The 18,221-nt window shown below is 65.9% G+C and carries 18 protein-coding genes; 14 read left to right on the forward strand and 4 right to left on the reverse strand.

The annotated features are described in order from the left end of the window. Positions 1-93 precede the first annotated feature (93 nt). From JOF47_RS10100 to ybaK, 3 genes are all read left to right on the forward strand, one after another. Complete coding sequence (locus tag JOF47_RS10100; protein WP_209997447.1) at positions 94-1,002, forward strand: sulfurtransferase; 909 nt, start codon at positions 94-96, stop codon at positions 1,000-1,002. 4 nt (positions 1,003-1,006) lie between these two features. After that, positions 1,007-1,456, forward strand: coding sequence for a SufE family protein (locus JOF47_RS10105; RefSeq protein ID WP_209997448.1), 450 nt, complete (start codon positions 1,007-1,009; stop codon positions 1,454-1,456). 95 nt (positions 1,457-1,551) lie between these two features. Then, on the forward strand, positions 1,552-2,061 hold the full coding sequence (gene ybaK, locus JOF47_RS10110) for a Cys-tRNA(Pro) deacylase (RefSeq protein ID WP_209997449.1): 510 nt from the start codon (positions 1,552-1,554) through the stop codon (positions 2,059-2,061). On the opposite strand, the gene JOF47_RS10115 is transcribed toward ybaK, so the two are convergent. Further along, positions 2,058-3,323: an alpha/beta hydrolase family protein gene (locus JOF47_RS10115; RefSeq protein ID WP_245356331.1), complete on the reverse strand. Its 1,266-nt coding sequence runs from the start codon at positions 3,321-3,323 to the stop codon at positions 2,058-2,060. The genes ybaK and JOF47_RS10115 overlap by 4 nt on opposite strands. Before the next feature lie 148 nt (positions 3,324-3,471). On the opposite strand from JOF47_RS10115, the gene msrB reads away from it, so the two are divergent. The 10 genes from msrB to JOF47_RS10165 all read left to right on the forward strand — a co-directional run bounded on the left by msrB (position 3,472) and on the right by JOF47_RS10165 (position 14,227). Beyond that, entirely contained in the window at positions 3,472-3,915 is a 444-nt protein-coding gene (gene msrB / locus JOF47_RS10120) for a peptide-methionine (R)-S-oxide reductase MsrB (RefSeq protein WP_209997450.1), read from the forward strand. Positions 3,916-4,136: 221 nt separating this feature from the next. Then, positions 4,137-5,510, forward strand: coding sequence for a DUF6421 family protein (locus JOF47_RS10125; protein ID WP_209997451.1), 1,374 nt, complete (start codon positions 4,137-4,139; stop codon positions 5,508-5,510). 74 nt (positions 5,511-5,584) lie between these two features. Beyond that, positions 5,585-6,313, forward strand: coding sequence for an SDR family oxidoreductase (locus JOF47_RS10130; RefSeq protein WP_209997452.1), 729 nt, complete (start codon positions 5,585-5,587; stop codon positions 6,311-6,313). Between the two features lie 92 nt (positions 6,314-6,405). Next, positions 6,406-7,467, forward strand: a complete 1,062-nt coding sequence (locus JOF47_RS10135) for a threonine aldolase family protein (protein ID WP_209997453.1) — start codon at positions 6,406-6,408, stop codon at positions 7,465-7,467. Between the two features lie 106 nt (positions 7,468-7,573). Continuing rightward, on the forward strand, positions 7,574-8,209 hold the full coding sequence (locus JOF47_RS10140) for a DUF3000 domain-containing protein (protein ID WP_342592753.1): 636 nt from the start codon (positions 7,574-7,576) through the stop codon (positions 8,207-8,209). Between the two features lie 68 nt (positions 8,210-8,277). Beyond that, the gene (locus tag JOF47_RS10145; protein WP_209997454.1) at positions 8,278-9,588 is read left to right on the forward strand and encodes an HRDC domain-containing protein; all 1,311 of its coding nucleotides are present in this window, start codon (positions 8,278-8,280) and stop codon (positions 9,586-9,588) included. 179 nt (positions 9,589-9,767) lie between these two features. After that, positions 9,768-11,009 carry a thiolase family protein gene (locus tag JOF47_RS10150; RefSeq protein ID WP_342592754.1) on the forward strand — a complete coding sequence of 414 codons (1,242 nt, stop codon included), beginning with the start codon at positions 9,768-9,770 and terminating at the stop codon, positions 11,007-11,009. 2 nt (positions 11,010-11,011) lie between these two features. Continuing rightward, positions 11,012-13,144, forward strand: a complete 2,133-nt coding sequence (locus JOF47_RS10155; protein ID WP_209997456.1) for a 3-hydroxyacyl-CoA dehydrogenase NAD-binding domain-containing protein — start codon at positions 11,012-11,014, stop codon at positions 13,142-13,144. A 138-nt stretch (positions 13,145-13,282) separates the two neighbouring features. Beyond that, positions 13,283-13,714: a Rieske (2Fe-2S) protein gene (locus tag JOF47_RS10160; protein ID WP_209997457.1), complete on the forward strand. Its 432-nt coding sequence runs from the start codon at positions 13,283-13,285 to the stop codon at positions 13,712-13,714. 36 nt (positions 13,715-13,750) lie between these two features. Next, positions 13,751-14,227 carry a Rieske (2Fe-2S) protein gene (locus JOF47_RS10165; protein ID WP_209997458.1) on the forward strand — a complete coding sequence of 159 codons (477 nt, stop codon included), beginning with the start codon at positions 13,751-13,753 and terminating at the stop codon, positions 14,225-14,227. Here the strand turns inward: JOF47_RS10165 and JOF47_RS22505 are convergent. Then, entirely contained in the window at positions 14,196-14,708 is a 513-nt protein-coding gene (locus JOF47_RS22505) for a DUF5956 family protein (protein WP_377737790.1), read from the reverse strand. The genes JOF47_RS10165 and JOF47_RS22505 overlap by 32 nt on opposite strands. 140 nt (positions 14,709-14,848) lie before the next feature. Between JOF47_RS22505 and JOF47_RS10170 the strand changes: the two genes are divergently transcribed. Further along, complete coding sequence (locus tag JOF47_RS10170) at positions 14,849-15,484, forward strand: cysteine hydrolase family protein (RefSeq protein WP_209997459.1); 636 nt, start codon at positions 14,849-14,851, stop codon at positions 15,482-15,484. 733 nt (positions 15,485-16,217) lie between these two features. Here JOF47_RS10170 and JOF47_RS10175 read toward each other — a convergent pair. Together JOF47_RS10175 and JOF47_RS10180 are read right to left on the reverse strand one after the other, a co-directional pair. Continuing rightward, positions 16,218-17,276, reverse strand: coding sequence for a YncE family protein (locus JOF47_RS10175; RefSeq protein ID WP_209997460.1), 1,059 nt, complete (start codon positions 17,274-17,276; stop codon positions 16,218-16,220). Between the two features lie 420 nt (positions 17,277-17,696). Further along, a complete protein-coding gene (locus JOF47_RS10180) occupies positions 17,697-18,161 on the reverse strand; it encodes a GNAT family N-acetyltransferase (RefSeq protein ID WP_209997461.1) in 465 nt (154 codons plus the stop codon). Positions 18,162-18,221 lie beyond the last annotated feature (60 nt).

The raw sequence follows: 18,221 nt of genomic DNA on the forward strand, positions 1-18,221 counted from the left end.
ATATCCGGCCCGGCAACCATTGGCCTCCCCGGATCGCTAGGCTGGTAGTGCAGTAGTTTTTCCGCCTTTTTCTTGTTGCGAGGTCAATTCATCATGAGCCTGCCCATCGACGCCGATCCCCGGTTCGCCAGCTACGCCCACCCGGAACGGCTGGTGTCCACAGACTGGCTGGCGGCAAACCTCTCCACCCCGGGCCTGGTTGTTGTCGAGTCCAACGAGGATTTCCTGCTCTACGACACGGGCCACATACCCAACGCCATCAAGCTCGACTGGCACACGGACCTGAACGACGAGGACACGCGCGACTACGTCGACGGCGAGGCCTTCGCTGCCCTGATGTCATCCAAGGGCATCAGCCGCGACAGCACCGTGGTCATCTACGGCGACAAGTCGAACTGGTGGGCGGCCTACGCACTGTGGGTCTTCACCCTCTTCGGCCACGAGGATGTCCGCCTGCTCGACGGCGGCCGCGACAAGTGGATCGCCGAAGGCCGGGAAACCACCCGCGAGAAGCCGGTCATCGTCCCGTCCGAGTACCCGGTGGTCACCCGCGACGACAGCACCATCCGCGCCTTCCTGCCGCAGGTGCTCCAGCACTTCGGCAACCCCATGATCGATGTCCGCTCCGCCGAGGAATACAGCGGCGAACGCACCCACATGCCCGCCTACCCGGAAGAAGGCGCGCTGCGCGGCGGCCACATCCCCTCGGCCGCGTCCGTGCCGTGGGCCCTGGCCGCTGCCGAAGACGGAACCTTCCGTTCCCGCGACGAGCTCGAGGAGATCTACCTCAACAAGGCCGGCCTGGCCCCCGGGGACAAGATCATCACGTACTGCCGCATCGGCGAGCGTTCCAGCCACACGTGGTTCGCCCTGCAGTTCCTGCTGGGTTTCGAGAACGTGCGCAACTACGACGGTTCCTGGACCGAATGGGGCAATGCCGTGCGCGTGCCCATCGTCAAGGGCGCGGAGCCAGGTGCCGTCCCCGCCGGATTCGGAGCATAGTGCCATGAGCAACCTTCCCAACGAACTTGCCGAAATCGTCGACGACTTCCAGGCCGTCACCGAACGCGAGCGCCTGGAACTCCTTCTGGAATTCTCCGAGGAACTCCCCGCGCTGCCGCAGCGCTTCGCCGACCACCCGGACCTGCTCGAGCAGGTCGTCGAATGCCAGTCGCCGCTGTTCCTGACCATCGAGGTCGAGCCGGCCGGGGAGCAAAACGTCTCGCTGTTCTTCTCCGCCCCGCCCGAGGCGCCCACCACACGCGGCTTTGCGTCGATACTTCACCAGGGGCTCAACGGGCTTCCCGCGGCAACGGTGTTGTCCGTTCCCGATGACATGCCCAACGAGTTGGGGCTCACCCGCGCGCTGACTCCATTGCGTTTGCGCGGCATGACTGCAATGCTGGCACGCATCAAGCGTCAGGTGAATGAACGCCTCGCGGCGCCCAACACGTAGGAACACCGGTGGCGGCACACGCCATCCACCGTGACTGGAATCGAGTTTGGGCATTGGCTTTCGCCGGTGCCCAAACCCTTCTTTAGGAACAGGCGATGACCAAGAAGAAAAACACCGCGACGGCCGGCACCCCGGCCACGACCCTGCTGGACCGCGAAAAAGTCGACTACACGCTGCACCCCTACGCCCACGATCCGGCCGTGGTTTCCTTCGGGCTGGAGGCCGCCGAGGCCCTGGGCGTGGCGCCGAACCGGGTGTTCAAGACGCTGCTGGTCGCCACGGGGGAACAAGGTGCCTCGGCACTGGTGGTGGGCATCGTGCCCGTCGACCGGTCCCTGGACCTGAAGGCGATCGCCGCCGCCCTGGGCATCAAGAAGGTGGAAATGGCCGATCCGGTGGCCGCCGAACGCCGCACCGGCTACGTGGTGGGCGGCATTTCACCGTTGGGCCAGCGACAGCGTTCGCGAACGATCCTCGATGCAAGCGCGATGGGCCATGAAACCATCTACGTTTCGGGCGGGCACCGCGGGTTGGACATCGAGTTGGCGCCGGCGGACCTGCAGCGCCTGACCGACGCACAGATCGCGCACATCACCCACCACTAACCGGCCACTTGGCCTGCCACTTCGCCGGCTTCCCCGGGCCGGGTCGAGTTGAGGACCGAGCCAACGAATTCCTTCACTTCGCGTTCCCAGCGTTCCGGGTCGACGTTCCATTCGCGGGTGTGGCCCGCCCGCGTGAACCGCTTCAGCACCACCGTTTCCGGGTTGAGCTCGGCCAGCTGTTCCGAGGGGCCGATGGGCACGAAGTCGTCGTCTTCGCTGTGCATGATGAGCGTCGGGATGCGCAGCTGGTCGTGCCGCTCGACCCAGTTCAGTTCCTTGAGGTCCAGCGGTGCGGCCAGGCCGGTCAACCACCGGCCCGCCTTGTTGCTGAGCAGCCATTGGCCGAACCGTCCCACGGCCTCCGGAATCCGGTTGAGCTTTGCCTGGTGTGAGAGCACGTCGATCCAATTGATCACCGGGCCGTCAAGCACCAGGGCCGAAATGCTGCGTGCGTTGCCGGACCTGTCGGCGGCCTGGAGGCCCACGGCCCCTCCCATGGACCAGCCAAAGAGCATGATTTCCTTGGCGCCCTCGGAAAGCGCATACTCGATCGCCGCGTCGACGTCCGGCCATTCCGTGGCACCCAGGCCATAGCGCCCGTCGACGGCGGCCGGGGCAACCCCGTCGTTGCGGTAGGAGACCAGCAGGGAGCTGAGCCCCAGCTCCCCCAACGTGGGAAGCGCCCGGATTCCTTCCTTGCGGTTGGCCCCGCGCCCGTGCACGCAGATCGCCCAGGTGTCGGCCCGGCCCGTTCCGGCGACAAACCACGCCGGGGCTCCCCCGTTTTCCGTGGGGATCTCGATCTCGGTGTATTCCACGCCGACGTCCGAGGGTGAATTGAAGACGACGCCGGAAAGCCTGCCGCGCACCGCGGAGGAAAGGTCTCCGGAATAGACCTCCTCCACCGCACGGGTGACGGTTCCGTCGCCGGTGCGGTACCCCTTGGGCTCGCCGAGGCGCGCGTGTCCGCGGTCGGCCGAAAAGAAGAGTGAATAACGGCCGGGGGCAGTTGATTCCTTGTTGGCGGGAAGGATGATGTCCCGGCCTTCATCGGTCGGGACAACGGCCAAAATGGCCAGGCTTTCCTCCGGAACCGCGTCGGGAGTAACCACCCGGCGGGCAAAATACGCGGCAAGGGCAGAGACGCTGCCGGCGAACACCGATCCGGCCGCGGCCCCCACGCCGACACCCAATAGTGCCAGGCTCAGGCCCTTGCCTGTTGACTTGGTGCGCGGCAGACGGGGTGATTGTTTTGCCATCATGAATACATCATCGCAAATCTTTGCGATGCCGCCCTGCGCCGGTGCGGCAGTTTTTCTCCGAGCGAATCGCCGGCGGCATCGAACCCGTGCCGGCACACGGGGTGCCGATATCGGGAATGGCCACGGTCGATGCGGCGTTGAACCCACTATGAGCGATAGCCAGCATTCAGACCAATCTCCAGCGCCGGAGGAACCTACAGTGAAGAAGACCGAGGAACAGTGGCGCAGTGAACTGACCCCCGACGAGTACCGGGTGCTTCGCAAGGCAGGCACCGAGCGTCCGTTCACCGGGGAGTACTGGGACACCAAGACGGAGGGTGTCTATGCCTGCCGCGCCTGCGGCCAGGAACTCTTCACCAGCAACGCCAAGTTCGACGCGGGCTGCGGCTGGCCGTCGTTCTTCGCGCCATTGGCCGAGGACCGCGTTCGATACATCCGCGATTCGACCCTCGGCATGGTCCGGGTCGAGGTTCGTTGCGCCGCCTGCGATTCGCACCTTGGCCATGTTTTCGAGGGCGAGGGGTTCAATACGCCTACAGACCAGCGCTATTGCATGAACTCGGTCTCGCTTCGGCTGAAAACCACCAAGTAGGCTTCGGATTTTCCGGGAGGGACCGGTCGGTCACCGGCCGTCCCCGCCCGAGCATTCCCACTAGTCGCGCCTTGGAGGTCGACAACGGTTCGGAGCGTTAGAGAAACTAATGCTAGGGCATATTTTCGATCAGTAACCATCGCATCTCAGTAGGCTGGATACAGAAGGTCACGGCGGCAACGCCGTGACACGCCCATCCACACCGAAAGGGGTGTCAGATCATGACCCACGCGACCCTTCCCAAGCCGTTGTCAAACTCCGAGCTCGTATCCTCCGAAGCCTGGACTACCCTCAAGCATGCCGCGACCGAGTTCCAGACCCTCCAGGTCAAGGATGGATCGGTGCCCGAGGCCGCCAACTACGCCCGCGCGGCCGAACTGGTCGAATCGATCGTCGAGGCGCTCCACACCCTCGCACCGCAGTTCCCCCACGACGCCGAGTACCTCGAAGCCCTCGTCGGGGACCTCCACACCTGGCGCTCGGCGAGCTTTGGCGTGCCCGACTTCCTGGATTCACTGCTGGGCTTCCAGCCGCAGACTCAGCGTGAGGACGGACTGCGCCACCTGGTCCTCTTCCCCATGTACACGCAGAACGGCTCCACCAACCGGCTGCTAGAGGCAGTGCTCGTCGAGGTCATCTGGCCAGAGTTCATCGGCGCGCTCGAGGCCGGGGACTACGGCAACAAGCTCTTTGTCCCGCTGCGCTTCCTGGACTTCACCCCCGGCTACGACACCAACTCCGCGGTGCTCTTCCCCGAATCCGTGGCGATCCGCGAAACCCCGTCGTTCACCTGGGGCGCCATCTTCCAGGACCGCGAGGCCGCACGCTTCCGCCGCGTGCTGAAGGCCGCCGCGGAGATCACCAACCTCGAACTGCCGGCCGACGCCGCCGCGATGCTCGGGGACCAGGCGCTGACCGAGGAAACCTTCGTGATGTGGGACCTGATCCACGACCGCACCCACATGCGCGGGGACCTGCCCTTCGACCCGTTCATGATCAAGCAGCGCATGCCCTACTTCCTGTACTCGCTGGAGGAGCTGCGTTGCGACCTGACCGCATTCCGCGAATGCGTGAAGATCCAGGGCGACGAATCCCAGGACGCGGAAACCCGCCACCACGCCAAGCTGGTCCAGTACGCAGTCATCTTCGACCGGATCTTCCGCTTTGCCATCACCGGCACCCGCCACCGCAACTACGACGCCGTGGGTGGCCAGCTGCTCTTCGCGTGGATGCACCAGCACCACGTGCTGCACTGGACCGACACCAAGCTGGCCATCGACTGGGACGAGGTCCCGGCCGTGGTGTCCGCCCTGGGAGATGCCATCGACGAGTTGTACTGGCGCTCCATTGACCGCCCGAAGATCGCGCACTGGCTGGCAGCCTACGAGCTGGTCTCCGCAACGCTGACCCCGCACCCGGCCTCGGTCTGGGCCAAGGGTCCGGACGCCCTGCCGTTGACGGCGCCGCTGCGCGAGATGACCGACCAGGTGCTGGACGACGAGTTCCCGCTGTCGATGTTCTACGAGGCGCTGGGCAAGAAGATGACCCCCGTCATCGAATCGACCATCGGCATGACCGGTTCCAGCGCACTCTAATCCCCCGGTGGTGCAAGGGGTCCCTCGCGGGACCCCTTGCACCACCGCTACCTGTGAGGTCTAAACTCTCGATCATGGCAAAGTTATCCGATCTGACAGTACTCATCGCCGGGGCCACCTCCCCGGCCGGGGTGGCGGCGGCGCACGCCCTGTGCGATGCCGGGGCGACTGTCCTGGCGGCCGGGTCCAACGCTGACCGGCTCGCAGAACGCCTGCCCTTCGTGCACGGGCGCTACGAGGTGGACCTGGCCAACCACGCGGCCGTCACCGAGCTGCACCAGCTCATCGACACCGAACGCGGCCGCATCGACGGGCTGCTGCACCTGGTCGGCGGCTGGCGCGGCGGCCAGGGGCTGGCCGGGCAGTCGGATGACGACGCCGATTTCCTGCACACCCAGATAATCACGACGCTGCGCAACACCACCCGGGTGTTCCACGAGGACCTGCTGGCCTCACCGCGCGGCCGCGCGGCGATCGTCAGCGCAACGGCCGTCGATTCGCCCAGCGGCTCCAACGCCAACTACACCACCGCCAAGGCCGGCGCCGAGGCCTGGATGCGCTCGGTCGCCGCGGCCATGGGCAGCGCGCAATCGGGTAACAAAGCCGCCCCGGAACCGCAGCGCGCCGCGGCGGTCCGCTGGGTGATCAAGGCCTTCAGCGACGAGGCCTCCCGGACGGCGCATCCCGAACGCAACGTTGCGGGCTTCACCGACGTCGAAGCGCTCGGTGCCGCCGCGGTTTCACTCTTCACCACCGACGCCGCCACGCTCAACGGGGCACGCATCCTGCTGCCCGCACTCTGAGACCGGCGTTACACTTTTACGGACGCATGGGCTTTTTGCCCATGCCATCAACACTTTTGACGAGTTAGGACCCTTCCCCCGTGACTTCCCCCGTGACATCATCCCTGCACGATTCCTCGGTGCGCGGCTTCGCCTCCGACAACTACTCCGGCGTCCACCCGGAGGTGCTTGCGGCCCTGGCCGAGGCCAACGGCGGCCACCAGGTCTCCTACGGCGAGGACCAGTACACCCAGCGGCTCGGTGAGGTCGTCAACGGGCACTTCGGCCCGGAGGCCACGATCTTCCCGGTCTTCAACGGCACCGGCGCCAACGTCACCGCCCTGCAGTCGCTGCTGCCGCGTTGGGGTGCGGTCATCTGCGCCACGACCGCCCACATCAACTGCGACGAGAACGGCGCCCCGGAGCGCGTGGGCGGCATGAAGCTGCTTTCGGTGCCTACCCCGGACGGCAAGCTGACCCCCGAGCTGATCGACCGCGAGGCCTGGGGCTGGGGCGACGAACACCGCGCCCAGCCGCTGGCCGTCTCGCTGACCCAGTCCACCGAGCTCGGCACCCTCTACACGCTCGAGGAGCTGCGCGCCATCACCGCCCACGCCCACTCGCTGGGCATGCGCGTGCACATGGACGGCGCCCGGATCTCCAACGCCGCGGCAGCGCTCGGCGTCGGCCTGGGCGAGATGACCACCGGCACCGGGATCGACATCCTCTCCCTGGGCGGCACCAAGAACGGCATCATGTTCGGCGAGGGCATCGTCACGCTGTCCCCCGGCCCCGCCGATTCGATGAAGTACCTGCGCAAGATGAACATGCAGCTTGCCTCCAAGATGCGCTTCATCTCCGCCCAGCTGCTGGCCCTCTACGACGGGGACCTGTGGCTGGACTCGGCCGCACACGCCAACGCCATGGCCGCAAAGCTCAGCGCCGCGGTCGCCCAGGTCGACGGCGTGGAGCTTGTCTACCCGACGCAGGCCAACGGCGTCTTCGCCGCACTGCCCAACGCCGCGGCCGACGCGCTGCGCGAGCGTTTCCGCTTCTACGACTGGGACCGCGCCGCGGGCCAGGTCCGCTGGATGTGCTCCTTTGACACCACCGAGGCCGACGTGGACGCCTTTGTCGCGGCGCTCAGGGAAGAAATGTCAGCGCTCCAGGGCTGACGCAACCCGCTCGGAACGGTGCGGCGCCGGGAGGCGGCGACACGACTCAATCCCCTCCCGGCGTGCCTTGACGCGACAAAGAGCCCCCGCGCTTTAGACTCGCCATGTGAGTTCACATGGACCGATATCAGTAGTGCCGCCCGCGTTCCTCGAGGCACTGGCCGCGGTGCGCCGCACCAGCTGCCGCAGCGAATTGCGCCTGGAAGAGATTCCGGCCCCGGCACGGCTTGCCCCCTACGCGCTGGCGTTGGCCGCCGACGTGCACGAGCGCGTGCCGCGCAGCGCCCTTGGCGCGGGCAAGACGGGATCCGATCCGCAGTCGGTCCACGGGGAGGAACTCGCCACCGGCCGCTTCATCCTGCTGCACGACCCGGCCGGCTCCGCCCTCTGGGACGGCAGCTTCCGCATCGTGACCTACATCAGGGCGCGCATAGAGTCGGAAATGGGCAACGACGCAATGCTCGGTTCGGTGGCCTGGACCTGGCTGGTCGACGCCCTGACCGAATCCGGGGCGAAGTACCGCCAGGCCGGAGGCACCGCGACCCGCGTGCTCTCGGAGAGCTACGGAACCCTGGCCGAGCGCAACGACACCATCGACATCGAGTTGCGCGCGTCCTGGACCCCCGGGGACGAGAACATCTCGGCGCACCTGGAGGCGTGGGCGGAGATGGTCTGCACCTTCGCCGGGCTGCCTCCGTTGCCCAGCGGCGTCACGGCGCTGCCGCACCGCCGCTTTTCCTAGGGCCCCGAACCGCCCCCGCGGACGCCAAATCCCCCGCGCTTGCATTCGGTACTAGAATTGGAGGCACCATGACCCGTACCGAACACGCCCAGCGCCCCGGCGCAACAGATGCCCCCAGCCTCGACACCGCAGCCCCGGAGTCGCCGGAACCACAGGCCGGGGAGGTTGTTGCCGAACCGATTCTGCTGGACACCCCGCGCGACGGCGTTCCCGAGGTCATCGTCACCGTTCCCGGGCTCAAGCGCGCCGCGCGCGCCATCGCCGCAGGCAGCGGACCCGTTTCCGTCGACGCCGAGCGAGCCTCCGGCTTCCGCTACGGCCAGCGCGCCTTCCTGGTCCAGCTGCGCCGCGAGGGCTCCGGAACCTGGCTGATCGACCCCGAGCCGTTCGAGAACCTGGACGAGATCCAGCAGGCCATCGGCGACGAGACCTGGATCCTGCACGCCGCCTCCCAGGACCTTCCGTGCCTGGCCGAACTCGGCATGGCACCGGCCCGGCTCTTCGACACCGAGCTCGCCGCGCGCATCGCCGGCCTGCCGCGCGTGGGCCTGGGCCCGGCCGTGGAATCGCTGCTGGGCCTGCGCCTGGCCAAGGAACACTCGGCCGCCGACTGGTCGACCCGTCCGCTGCCCGAGCCGTGGCTGCGCTATGCGGCCCTGGACGTCGAGGTGCTGGACCGGCTGCGCGAGGAGCTCATCAAGATCCTCGAGGCCGACGGCAAGCTCGAGTTCGCCGAGCAGGAATTCGAGGCCGTGCGCACGGCGCCGGCAGCTCCCCCGCGCACCGACCCGTGGCGCCGCACCTCCGGGCTGCACCAGATCCGCGACCGCAAGACCCTTGCCGCGGTCAAGCACCTGTGGGAGGCCCGCGAGGCGCTGGCCCGCAGCCGCGACGTTGCCCCCGGCCGGCTGATCCCCGACTCCGCCCTTGTCGCGGCCGCCAAGGCCATGCCCACCAGCGTCCCGGCGCTGCTGAAGACCCCGGGGTTCCACGGCCGTTCGGCCGCCAAGGACGCGCCGCGCTGGCTGCGCGCCCTGCAGGACGCCCGTAACACCCAGGACCTGCCGCCGAACCAGGTGCCGTCCAACGCGCCGCCCCCGCCGCGCGTCTGGGCGGACAAGGACCCCGTGGCCGCGGCACGCCTGCAGACCGCGAAGACCCGGATCACGCGCACCGCCGAGAGCTGGAACATCCCGCTGGAAAACCTGCTGACGCCGGACTACCTGCGCCGCCTGTGCTGGAAGCCGCCGGCAGAGATCGACCTGGACACCGTGACCGAGGCCCTGCGCGAACTCGGCGCCCGCCAGTGGCAGATCGACCTGGTGGCCCCGGTGATCACCGTGGCCCTGCTGGACCCGGACAAGTTGGCCTCCCGCTAGGAAAACGCCAAGTAAAACCGGTGCTCCCCTCTCCCGAGAACGAGAAGGCGAGCACCGGTTTTTTCATGCCCGGACACGGCGCGCCGATCCCGTCCGGCTTTGCCACTTGCGCTCTAAGTTACCGACCAGTAGCGTATGGGGTGGATCACATTCCACCCCCCGCAACGCAAGGAGCACCGGTGAGCCCCCAGTCAGTGAACACGCGCCAGGCCACGCGCCAGGTCCGCGACGTCGTCTTCGTCGACGGCGTCCGCACCCCCTTCGGCAAGGCCGGGGACAAGGGCATCTACCACGGCACCCGCGCCGACGACCTGGTCGTCAAGTGCATCCGCGACCTGATGCGCCGCAACCCCTCGCTGCCGGCCGAACGCATCGACGAGGTGGCCATCGCGGCCACCACCCAGACCGGCGACCAGGGCCTGACCATTGGCCGCACCGCGGCGATGTTGGCGGGCCTGCCCCAGTCGGTCCCCGGATTCGCCATCGACCGCATGTGCGCCGGTGCCATGACTGCGGTGACCACCACGGCCGGATCGATCGCCTTCGGCGCCTACGACGTGGTCATCGCCGGCGGCGTGGAGCACATGGGCAACCACCCGATGGGTGCCGGCGCGGATCCCAACCCACGCTTCCTCTCCGAGCGCATCGTGGACCCCGCGGCCCTGAACATGGGCAACACCGCGGAGAACCTGCACGACCGCTTCCCGGCCATCACCAAGGAACGGGCGGACCGCTACGCTGTCGCGTCGCAGGAAAAACTCGCCGCGGCCTACCGCGCCGGGCAGATCCAGCCGGACATGGTCCCCGTCGCGGCCCGCCGCCCCGAGGAGGGCTGGAAGCTGCACACCGCCGACGAGCCGCCGCGCCCCGGCACCACCATCGACTCGCTGGCCGAGCTGCGCACCCCCTTCCGCGCCCACGGGCGCGTCACCGCCGGCAACGCCGCAGGGCTGAACGACGGTGCCACCGCGGCGATCCTGGCCAGCGCCGACGCCGCCGAGGAACTCGGCCTGCCCGTGAAGATGCGCCTGGTCTCCTACGCCTTCGCCGGGGTCGAGCCGCAGGTCATGGGCATCGGCCCGGTTCCGTCCACCGAGAAGGCGCTGGCCCAGGCGGGCCTGGGCATCGGGGACATCGGGCTGTTCGAAATCAACGAGGCCTTCGCCGTCCAGGTGCTTTCCTTCCTGGACCACTTCGGCATCGACCAGGAGGATGACCGCGTGAACCGCTACGGCGGGGCCATCGCCGTGGGCCACCCGCTGGCATCCTCCGGCGTGCGGCTGATGACACAGCTGGCCCGCCAGTTCGAGGAAGACCCCTCGGTCCGATACGGACTGACCACCATGTGCATCGGGTTGGGCATGGGCGGCACCGTCGTCTGGGAAAACCCGCACCACGCCGACTTTGGAAAGGACGCCTAGCCATGAGCCAGGGCACCATCGAAAACTTCTCCGCCCTCGCGGCGGCGATCCCGAATGAAATCATCACCCACTCGCTGCTCACCGACGTCCTCCTGCCCGGCGGCAAGCGACTGGCTCTGCTGACCCTGGACAACGGGCTTGACCACACCAAGCCGACCACGTTGGGCCCCAACACGCTGATTGAACTGCACGGCGTGCTCACCGAGCAGAAGGCGCGCGCCGCGGCCGGGGAAATCGACGCGCTGGCCGTGACCGGCAAGCCGCACTTCCTGGTCGCCGGTGCCGACCTGTCCGGCGTCAAGCATCTCTCCTCCCCCGAGCACGGCGCGGCCATGGCAGCCCTGGGCCACGCGGCCTACGACCTGCTGGCGGACCTGGGCGTGCCGACCTTCGCGTTCATCAACGGCGTCGCCCTGGGCGGCGGCCTGGAGATCGCCTTAGCCTGCACCTACCGCACGGTCTCCAGCGGAGCCAACGGCATCGGATTGCCGGAGGCCTTCATCGGCCTGATCCCGGGCTGGGGCGGGGTCTACCGGCTGCCGCGGCTCACCGGCCCGGAAGCCGCCATGACGGTCATGATTGAAAACCCGCTGAACAACAACCGCTCGCTCAACGGCGTTGCGGCCGCCAAGATCGGCATCGCCGACGCGCTCTTCGAGCCCGCCGACTTCCTGGAGCAGTCCCTGCTCTGGGCCGGCGGCGTGCTCGACGGCAGCGTCGAGGTCAAGCGCCCCCACGCGGTGGAGCCCAACACCGATCCCGCCGTCGCGGCCCGCTGGGCGGCGGCCGCTGCCAAGGCCCGCGCATTCGTCGAGGCCAAGACCTCCAACGCCGCCCCGGCACCGGCCAAGGTGATCGAGGTCTTCGAGGCGGGTGCGGGCATCAGCCAGGCCGAGTCCGCCCAGCTGGAAATCTCCGCGCTCACCGGGCTCATGCAGACCAACGCCTTCCACAACACCGTGTACTCCTTCCTGGACCTGACGCAGAAGCGTTCCAAGCGCCCAGCCGGGGCACCGGATGCCAAGCTCGCCCGGCCCGTCACCAAGGTCGGCGTCGTGGGTGCCGGCTTGATGGCCGGGCAGCTGGCGCTGCTCTTCGCCAAGGGCCTGAAGGTGCCAGTTGTCATCACCGACATCGACCAGGCACGCGTGGACAAGGGGCTCGCCTACATCCACGGCGAGGTCGACAAGCAGCTGGCCAAGGGACGCATCTCCCCCGACGCGGCAAACCGCACCAAGGCCCTGGTCACCGGATCGGTCGCCAAGGAGACCTTCGCCGATGCCGACTTCGTGATCGAGGCAGTCTTCGAGGAACTCGCCGTCAAGAAGCAGGTCTTCGCCGAGGTGGAGGCCGTCATCTCCCCCGAGTGCATCCTGGCCACCAACACCTCCTCGCTGTCGGTCACGGAGATGGGCAGGGACCTCAAGCACCCCGAACGCCTGGTCGGATTCCACTTCTTCAACCCGGTGGCGTTGATGCCGCTGCTGGAGATCGTGCGCACCGAACACACCAACGACGTTGCGCTGGCCACGGCCTTCACTCTGGGCAAGGCGCTGCGCAAGACCAGCGTGCTGGTCAAGGATGAGGCCGCATTCGTCGTCAACCGCATCCTGCTGCGCCTGATGGGCGAGGTGTCCAATGCCTTCGACGACGGCACCGACGCCACGGTCGCGGACACCGCGCTGCGCACCATGGGATTGCCGATGACGCCCTTCACCCTGCTGGCCATGGTCGGCATCCCGGTGGCGCACCACGTGTCCGGGTCCCTGCACGCGGCATTCGGCGAGCGCTTCCGCGTCTCGAACAACCTGCAGGTGCTGATCGACAACGGCATCAAATCGTTGTGGGTCCCGACGTCCGAGGGCGGGCAGGAAATCCCCGAATCGACGCTGAAGCTCCTGGCGTTCGGCTCGAACCCGAGCACGGCAGAGGAGTTGCTGCTCCGCACCCAGGACGCCCTGGCTCAGGAGATCGGCCTGATGCTTGAGGAGGGCGTCGTGGCGGGCCCGGAGGACATCGACCTGTGCATGATCATGGGCGCGGGCTGGCCGATGCACCTGGGCGGCATCACTCCGTACCTTGACCAGGTCGGCGCGTCCGAGCGGGTCAACGGGAAGAAGTTCCACCAAAGCTAGAGATCGGGCATTGGATTGCGGGTGGCCCGAGAGCAAATGCTTCCGGGCCACCCGTTGTCCGTGGTCCGGAAGGCTATCGCCAAGATTCATCCTCCCCCATCCATCGACGTTGGGCCGTTTGTACGCAACACTGTGCATATGAAACAGAACCTCACTTTGTTGCCCACCCGCAGGGTTGTTCTTGGTACTTCCTTGGCGGCCGGCGCCGCCGTCACCTTGGTGGCGTGCGGGTCCGGCAAATCTGCCGACCCGATCCCTTCCCCCACCGGCACCGCGTATGAAGCCACCGAACTGTCCCAGCTCCCGGTCCAGGGAACAACCTCCGTGACGGTCGAAGGGCACAACTACCTGCTCTACCGTCCCGATGAAACGACAGTCCTGGCGTACACCTCGGTCTGCACCCACCAGGGATGCAAGGTGGGAACCGGTGACAGCACGAATTTCATTTGCCCGTGCCACGGATCCGAGTTCGCCAAAGCGGATGGCTCGGTCGCCCAAGGTCCCGCTGAGAAGGCGCTGACCCGCTACGCCACGAGCATCGAAGGCGACAAGGTCAAGATCTACCTGTAGCCGGGCTCGGTGCCGGCCCGTGGAATGATGGAGGGCATGAGTTCCATTTCTCCACAGACCCGTCGTGCCTTTGTTGGATCCACCATGGCGGCCGGCGCTGCCGTTGCCTTGGCAGCGTGCGGCGACGGCTCATCCGCCGCGCCGAACAACGTCCCCTCAGCCCCGCCCGAACCCAGCGGCGAGGGCACGGTCGTGGCAACGCTTTCGGAGTTGGGGGTCGGGACCAGGCTCTCCGTCACCGCGCAGCGCACCGCGGTCGACGGAAAGACCAAGGATGCGGGTTTCCTGCTCTTCCGCCCCAATGAAAAGACGGTGCTGGCCTACACCGCCATTTGCACGCACCAGGGTTGCGCGGTCACCACCAAGGCGCCCCAGGGCGAGGACTTCTACTGCCCCTGCCACGGATCCTACTTCCAGCCCTCCGACGGCAAGGCCATCGCCGGTCCGGCACGCGGCGCCCTGGAACGCATTGCAGCATCAATCAAGGGCCAGGACGTGCTGATTTACGTGTAGTTCCATATCCGGCCACATGGGGGCATTGGCTGCCCCTACGGGTTCTCCCCCGCACATAGAACCCGCCCACGATCGACTCCATGATTTCCAGGACTTGGTCGGGGCGGGTTTCGCTTGCCCGTTGCCGTTGGAGGATGCGAGAGCTCAGCGCATCGGGCACGGCAGATTCCCCCGGCCAGCCCTCGGGGACCCTCAGGTACCAATCGAAACCGGATGGCCGGGGAGGAATCCCCGCATCGGCGAGGTAGCCATTGACCGACTCGTCAACGTCAGCGCGGTCTTCGGCGCCGAACGGCTCCAGATAGGTTCTTTCCGAGCCGTGCTCGATGCATGTGACCCGAACCGTTCTTCCGACATCGCTGCCGGGGAATCTGCGCAGGTTTGCTAGCCCCGCGACCCAGCCGATCATGGCAAACCAGCCGTTCTCCGGCAACAGCTCCCAACCAGGCTCCGGCTCATGGACCGGGACGTCACTCCACATGGCCACAACCCTAGGCTCCGGGCACACCCGATGCCTAGGGCGCGCAATCAACGGCAACACCTTCCCCAACGCCGTGGGGCGTACTAGATTCGCTGGTGATGCCACTTCTGGCAACCAAGCACCGACAAGGGAGCCCCGTCATGTCCAACGAATCCACAGCGGTTGTCTTCATCGAGTTCCAGAACGACTTCACCTCCCCCGGCGGCGTCCTGCATGACGCGGTCAAGGATTCCATCGAAGCGAACTCGACACTGGACAACGCAGCGAAGGTGCTGGCAGCGGCCCGCGAAAACGGGGCCACGGTCATCCACGCGCCGATCAGCTTCGCACCGGGCTACAACGAGATATCCTCCCACCCCTATGGCATCCTCAAGGGAGTCGTCGACGCCACGGCTTTCGTCAAAGGCCAGTGGGGCGCGGAAATCGACGAACGCTTTGCGCCAGTTGAATCCGACATTGTCATCGAGGGAAAGCGCGGCCTCGATGCCTTCGGCAGCACCAACCTCGACTTCATCCTTCGCTCCAAGGGCATCCGGAAAGTCGCGCTTGCCGGTTTCCTCACCAATTGCTGCGTGGAATCCACGATGCGCACCGCCTACGAGCGCGGCTTCGAGGTCGTGACGCTCACCGACGCCGTTGCCGCGACGAGCGTGGAAGAGGGCGAGTCCGCGGTGCGGTTCAACTACCCGATGTTCTCCACCCCGGCCACCACCGATGAGTTCATTTCCACGCTGGAATCGTCGCAAGGCCTGACCGACACCTCGCGGGGTTACTGAGCGACGCCGGGGACTTCGGCGCCGAAGCCCCCGGCCATGAACCCGATCGTTGAATCGCCCGACCCGGACAAGGCGTCTGAGGATGATCGGTACGGAAATTCACGCTAAATAAATCAAGCGGCGGTGAATGTACCGGTTAGCCTTCGGCCCTCCAACGGGGCGATTCGGGAATATGTGTGGATGCACCTTACGGGCGCCTCGGGTTGCCACTGGCGGCACCAGAAGGCAGATGCCATGCTGTTCGTCGGACGGGCCGCACCATTGGCGACGAACCAGTGGAGGGAACATTTGCGGAATCTGGAACGGCAGACTGATCTTTGCATTGGCATCGAGATTGTGGACTTCATTCTCGGTTCGGGTCTTGTGGCCCACTCAGGAACCGATCCTCACCACTGCGGATGATCCTAGAACTGCCACATGGTGGAATGCTCCGAGCATGAATTCGACTTCCGACCAGGGAATGTCCGTCCACACTCTTCGAATCTATCTTCGAATCGCGGGCCAACTCAATGGACAGTCGACATCAATGGCATTCGCATGAGAAGCCTCGCAGGCGCATCCACGCATGCAACTATCCGTGGCCCAAGAAATCTGTCCCCATGAGGGTTCCGCGGGGAGGCTCGCACCAAGCGGCTGGGCTCATGTCACACGGGGGTCGGCCGCGCGCAGCATTCGCACCCCGACATGAGCTTGAAAGGGCCGTCTTGCGGTAGGTAGACCTGCCTTCTCCGGGCTACTGCCGGACCGTGTCAGTTATGGAAAGGTCTTCGACGTTTACACGGGCAACAGAAAGATCCCGGTTCAACACATACGCCCGATCTTGGCCGTGGCTGAAGACAATTGCCTGGCGGGGCTCCTCGAAGCCCCCGAGTGTCTTCACGACCGTGTTTTCGGTGACGTCGATGACGTCAATGGTGTTGTCGGCCTTGTTGCTGGCGAAAAGAAGTTTGCCGTCCGGTGATAGGGCGGCACCATACGGTTCGCGGCCGACTTCGATTTCGGTCGTTGTATTTCCCTTCCGCAGGTCGACCATTGAGATGCTGTTGCGCCCGCTGTTTGCGGCATACAGCGTCTTCCCGTCAGCGGTCACGGAGATTCCCCGGATCTTGGAGAACCCGGTCAGTTCGCTGATAATCTTCCTGCTGGCGGCGTCGAAAACGGTGACCTTATCGCCCTCGAAGTTCGTCACAAAAACATGCTTTCCGTCCGGAGATACCTTGATGCCTTGCCGTGGCTGGGAAAATCCGGTGATTACGTCGGTCGGTTTCCGCGCATCAAGATCGACGACGGTGACTGAGCTATGTGCCTGGTTGTTCACATACATGCTCTTTCCATCGGGACTTACCGCGGTTCCGAATGCTCCCGGTCCAACCACGACTTCATCCTGCAGCGTATAGTCCACCGTGCTGTAAAAGCGGAGGGTGCCGAGGCTGCTGTCGGAGACGACAAATTGCGAGCCGCCGTCGATGAACACAATGTTCCGCGGCGTGCCAAAGCCACCGATCTTCTTGCGCAGCACACCTTCGGCCAGGTCATAGATCAGGACTGACTTTTCGCGGCTGTCCGAGACCACCGCGGTTTTCTCATCCGGGCTCACGGCAAGGGAGTTGTTGGTGATATCGGCGTCAAATAAAGTTTTATCGTCTTCGGGAACCGCCGGGTTCGAACTGGCCGCGGCACCGGCGGTCTGGGATATTGCACCGGCGGCGGTATCTGTTGCGGCGTTGCAGCCGGCGAGCGCCAGCGCTGTCAGGGATAGCACTGCCATGGTTGTACTGATTCGCTTGTTCATAAAGTGCGGCTCCTCTGTGGGTTTGTTTTTGGGATCAGGACCAACGTGTCGCCTGAGACACGTCGGGAAATTCGGCTGACGTGTTTGACCGGCTCCGGGGGATGCATTCATGGCAGGCCCCGGCTACAGAACCAAACAATCGCGCCGAAGACCGGCTCCATCCAATAAGACGAGGGATTGGGCCGGATCGTTCACTTGCAACCAAACTTCCCTCACGAGGCGGCGTATCCGTGGCGCCGGAACTGGGCCATGGCTGCCATGCAAGGACTTCGGCGGCTACCGGAAAGCCACGGCTGCCGACGGCGAGCAGACGACTTTGGAAAATGGCAGAGGGCCGTCCAAGGACATCCCCAAAGAACTGAACCGCGTGTGCCTGAGACCGTTGTTGAAGCGTTCGTGCAGACGGGTCCGGGATCGGCTCTAGAGCGGGAGCAACATCCTGTAGTTGGTCATCTCTACGCCGCGTGAGACCGGGTGCTGCTCGGCGACCACGGCAAATCCGTGCCGCTCGAAGAATGGCCGTGCCGTGATGCTCGCGTTGGCGTACAGCTCGGATGCGCTGGTTCCTACCGCGATTGCGCGGAGATGCGCCAGGAGGGCGCCGGCGACGCCGCGTCGACCGAACTTGGGGGCGACAAACATCATGTCGATGTAGCCATCGGCTTCGACGTCGGAGAAGCCTGCGACCTCGGCCCCGATGGCGGCCACGTAGGTATTGAGCGACTTCCTCGCGGTGTTCCATTGGATGGCATCGCGTTCATCCGCCCGCGCCCATGCAGCGATCTGCTCCGCTGAGTAGTGCGCCGAAGCAGTCTCCGTGACCGCCGCCAAGAACACGCCCAGCGTCGCTGGGGCATCGGTCTCGGCGTAGGGACGGATCTCCATCCCCCGATTCCATCACACCATGCGGCTGCCCGATGGACGATCCCGGTCCAGTTCTCTTTT

Origin of the sequence: Paeniglutamicibacter kerguelensis, assembly GCF_017876535.1 — a bacterium.
Classification (GTDB): Bacteria; Actinomycetota; Actinomycetes; order Actinomycetales; family Micrococcaceae; genus Paeniglutamicibacter; species Paeniglutamicibacter kerguelensis.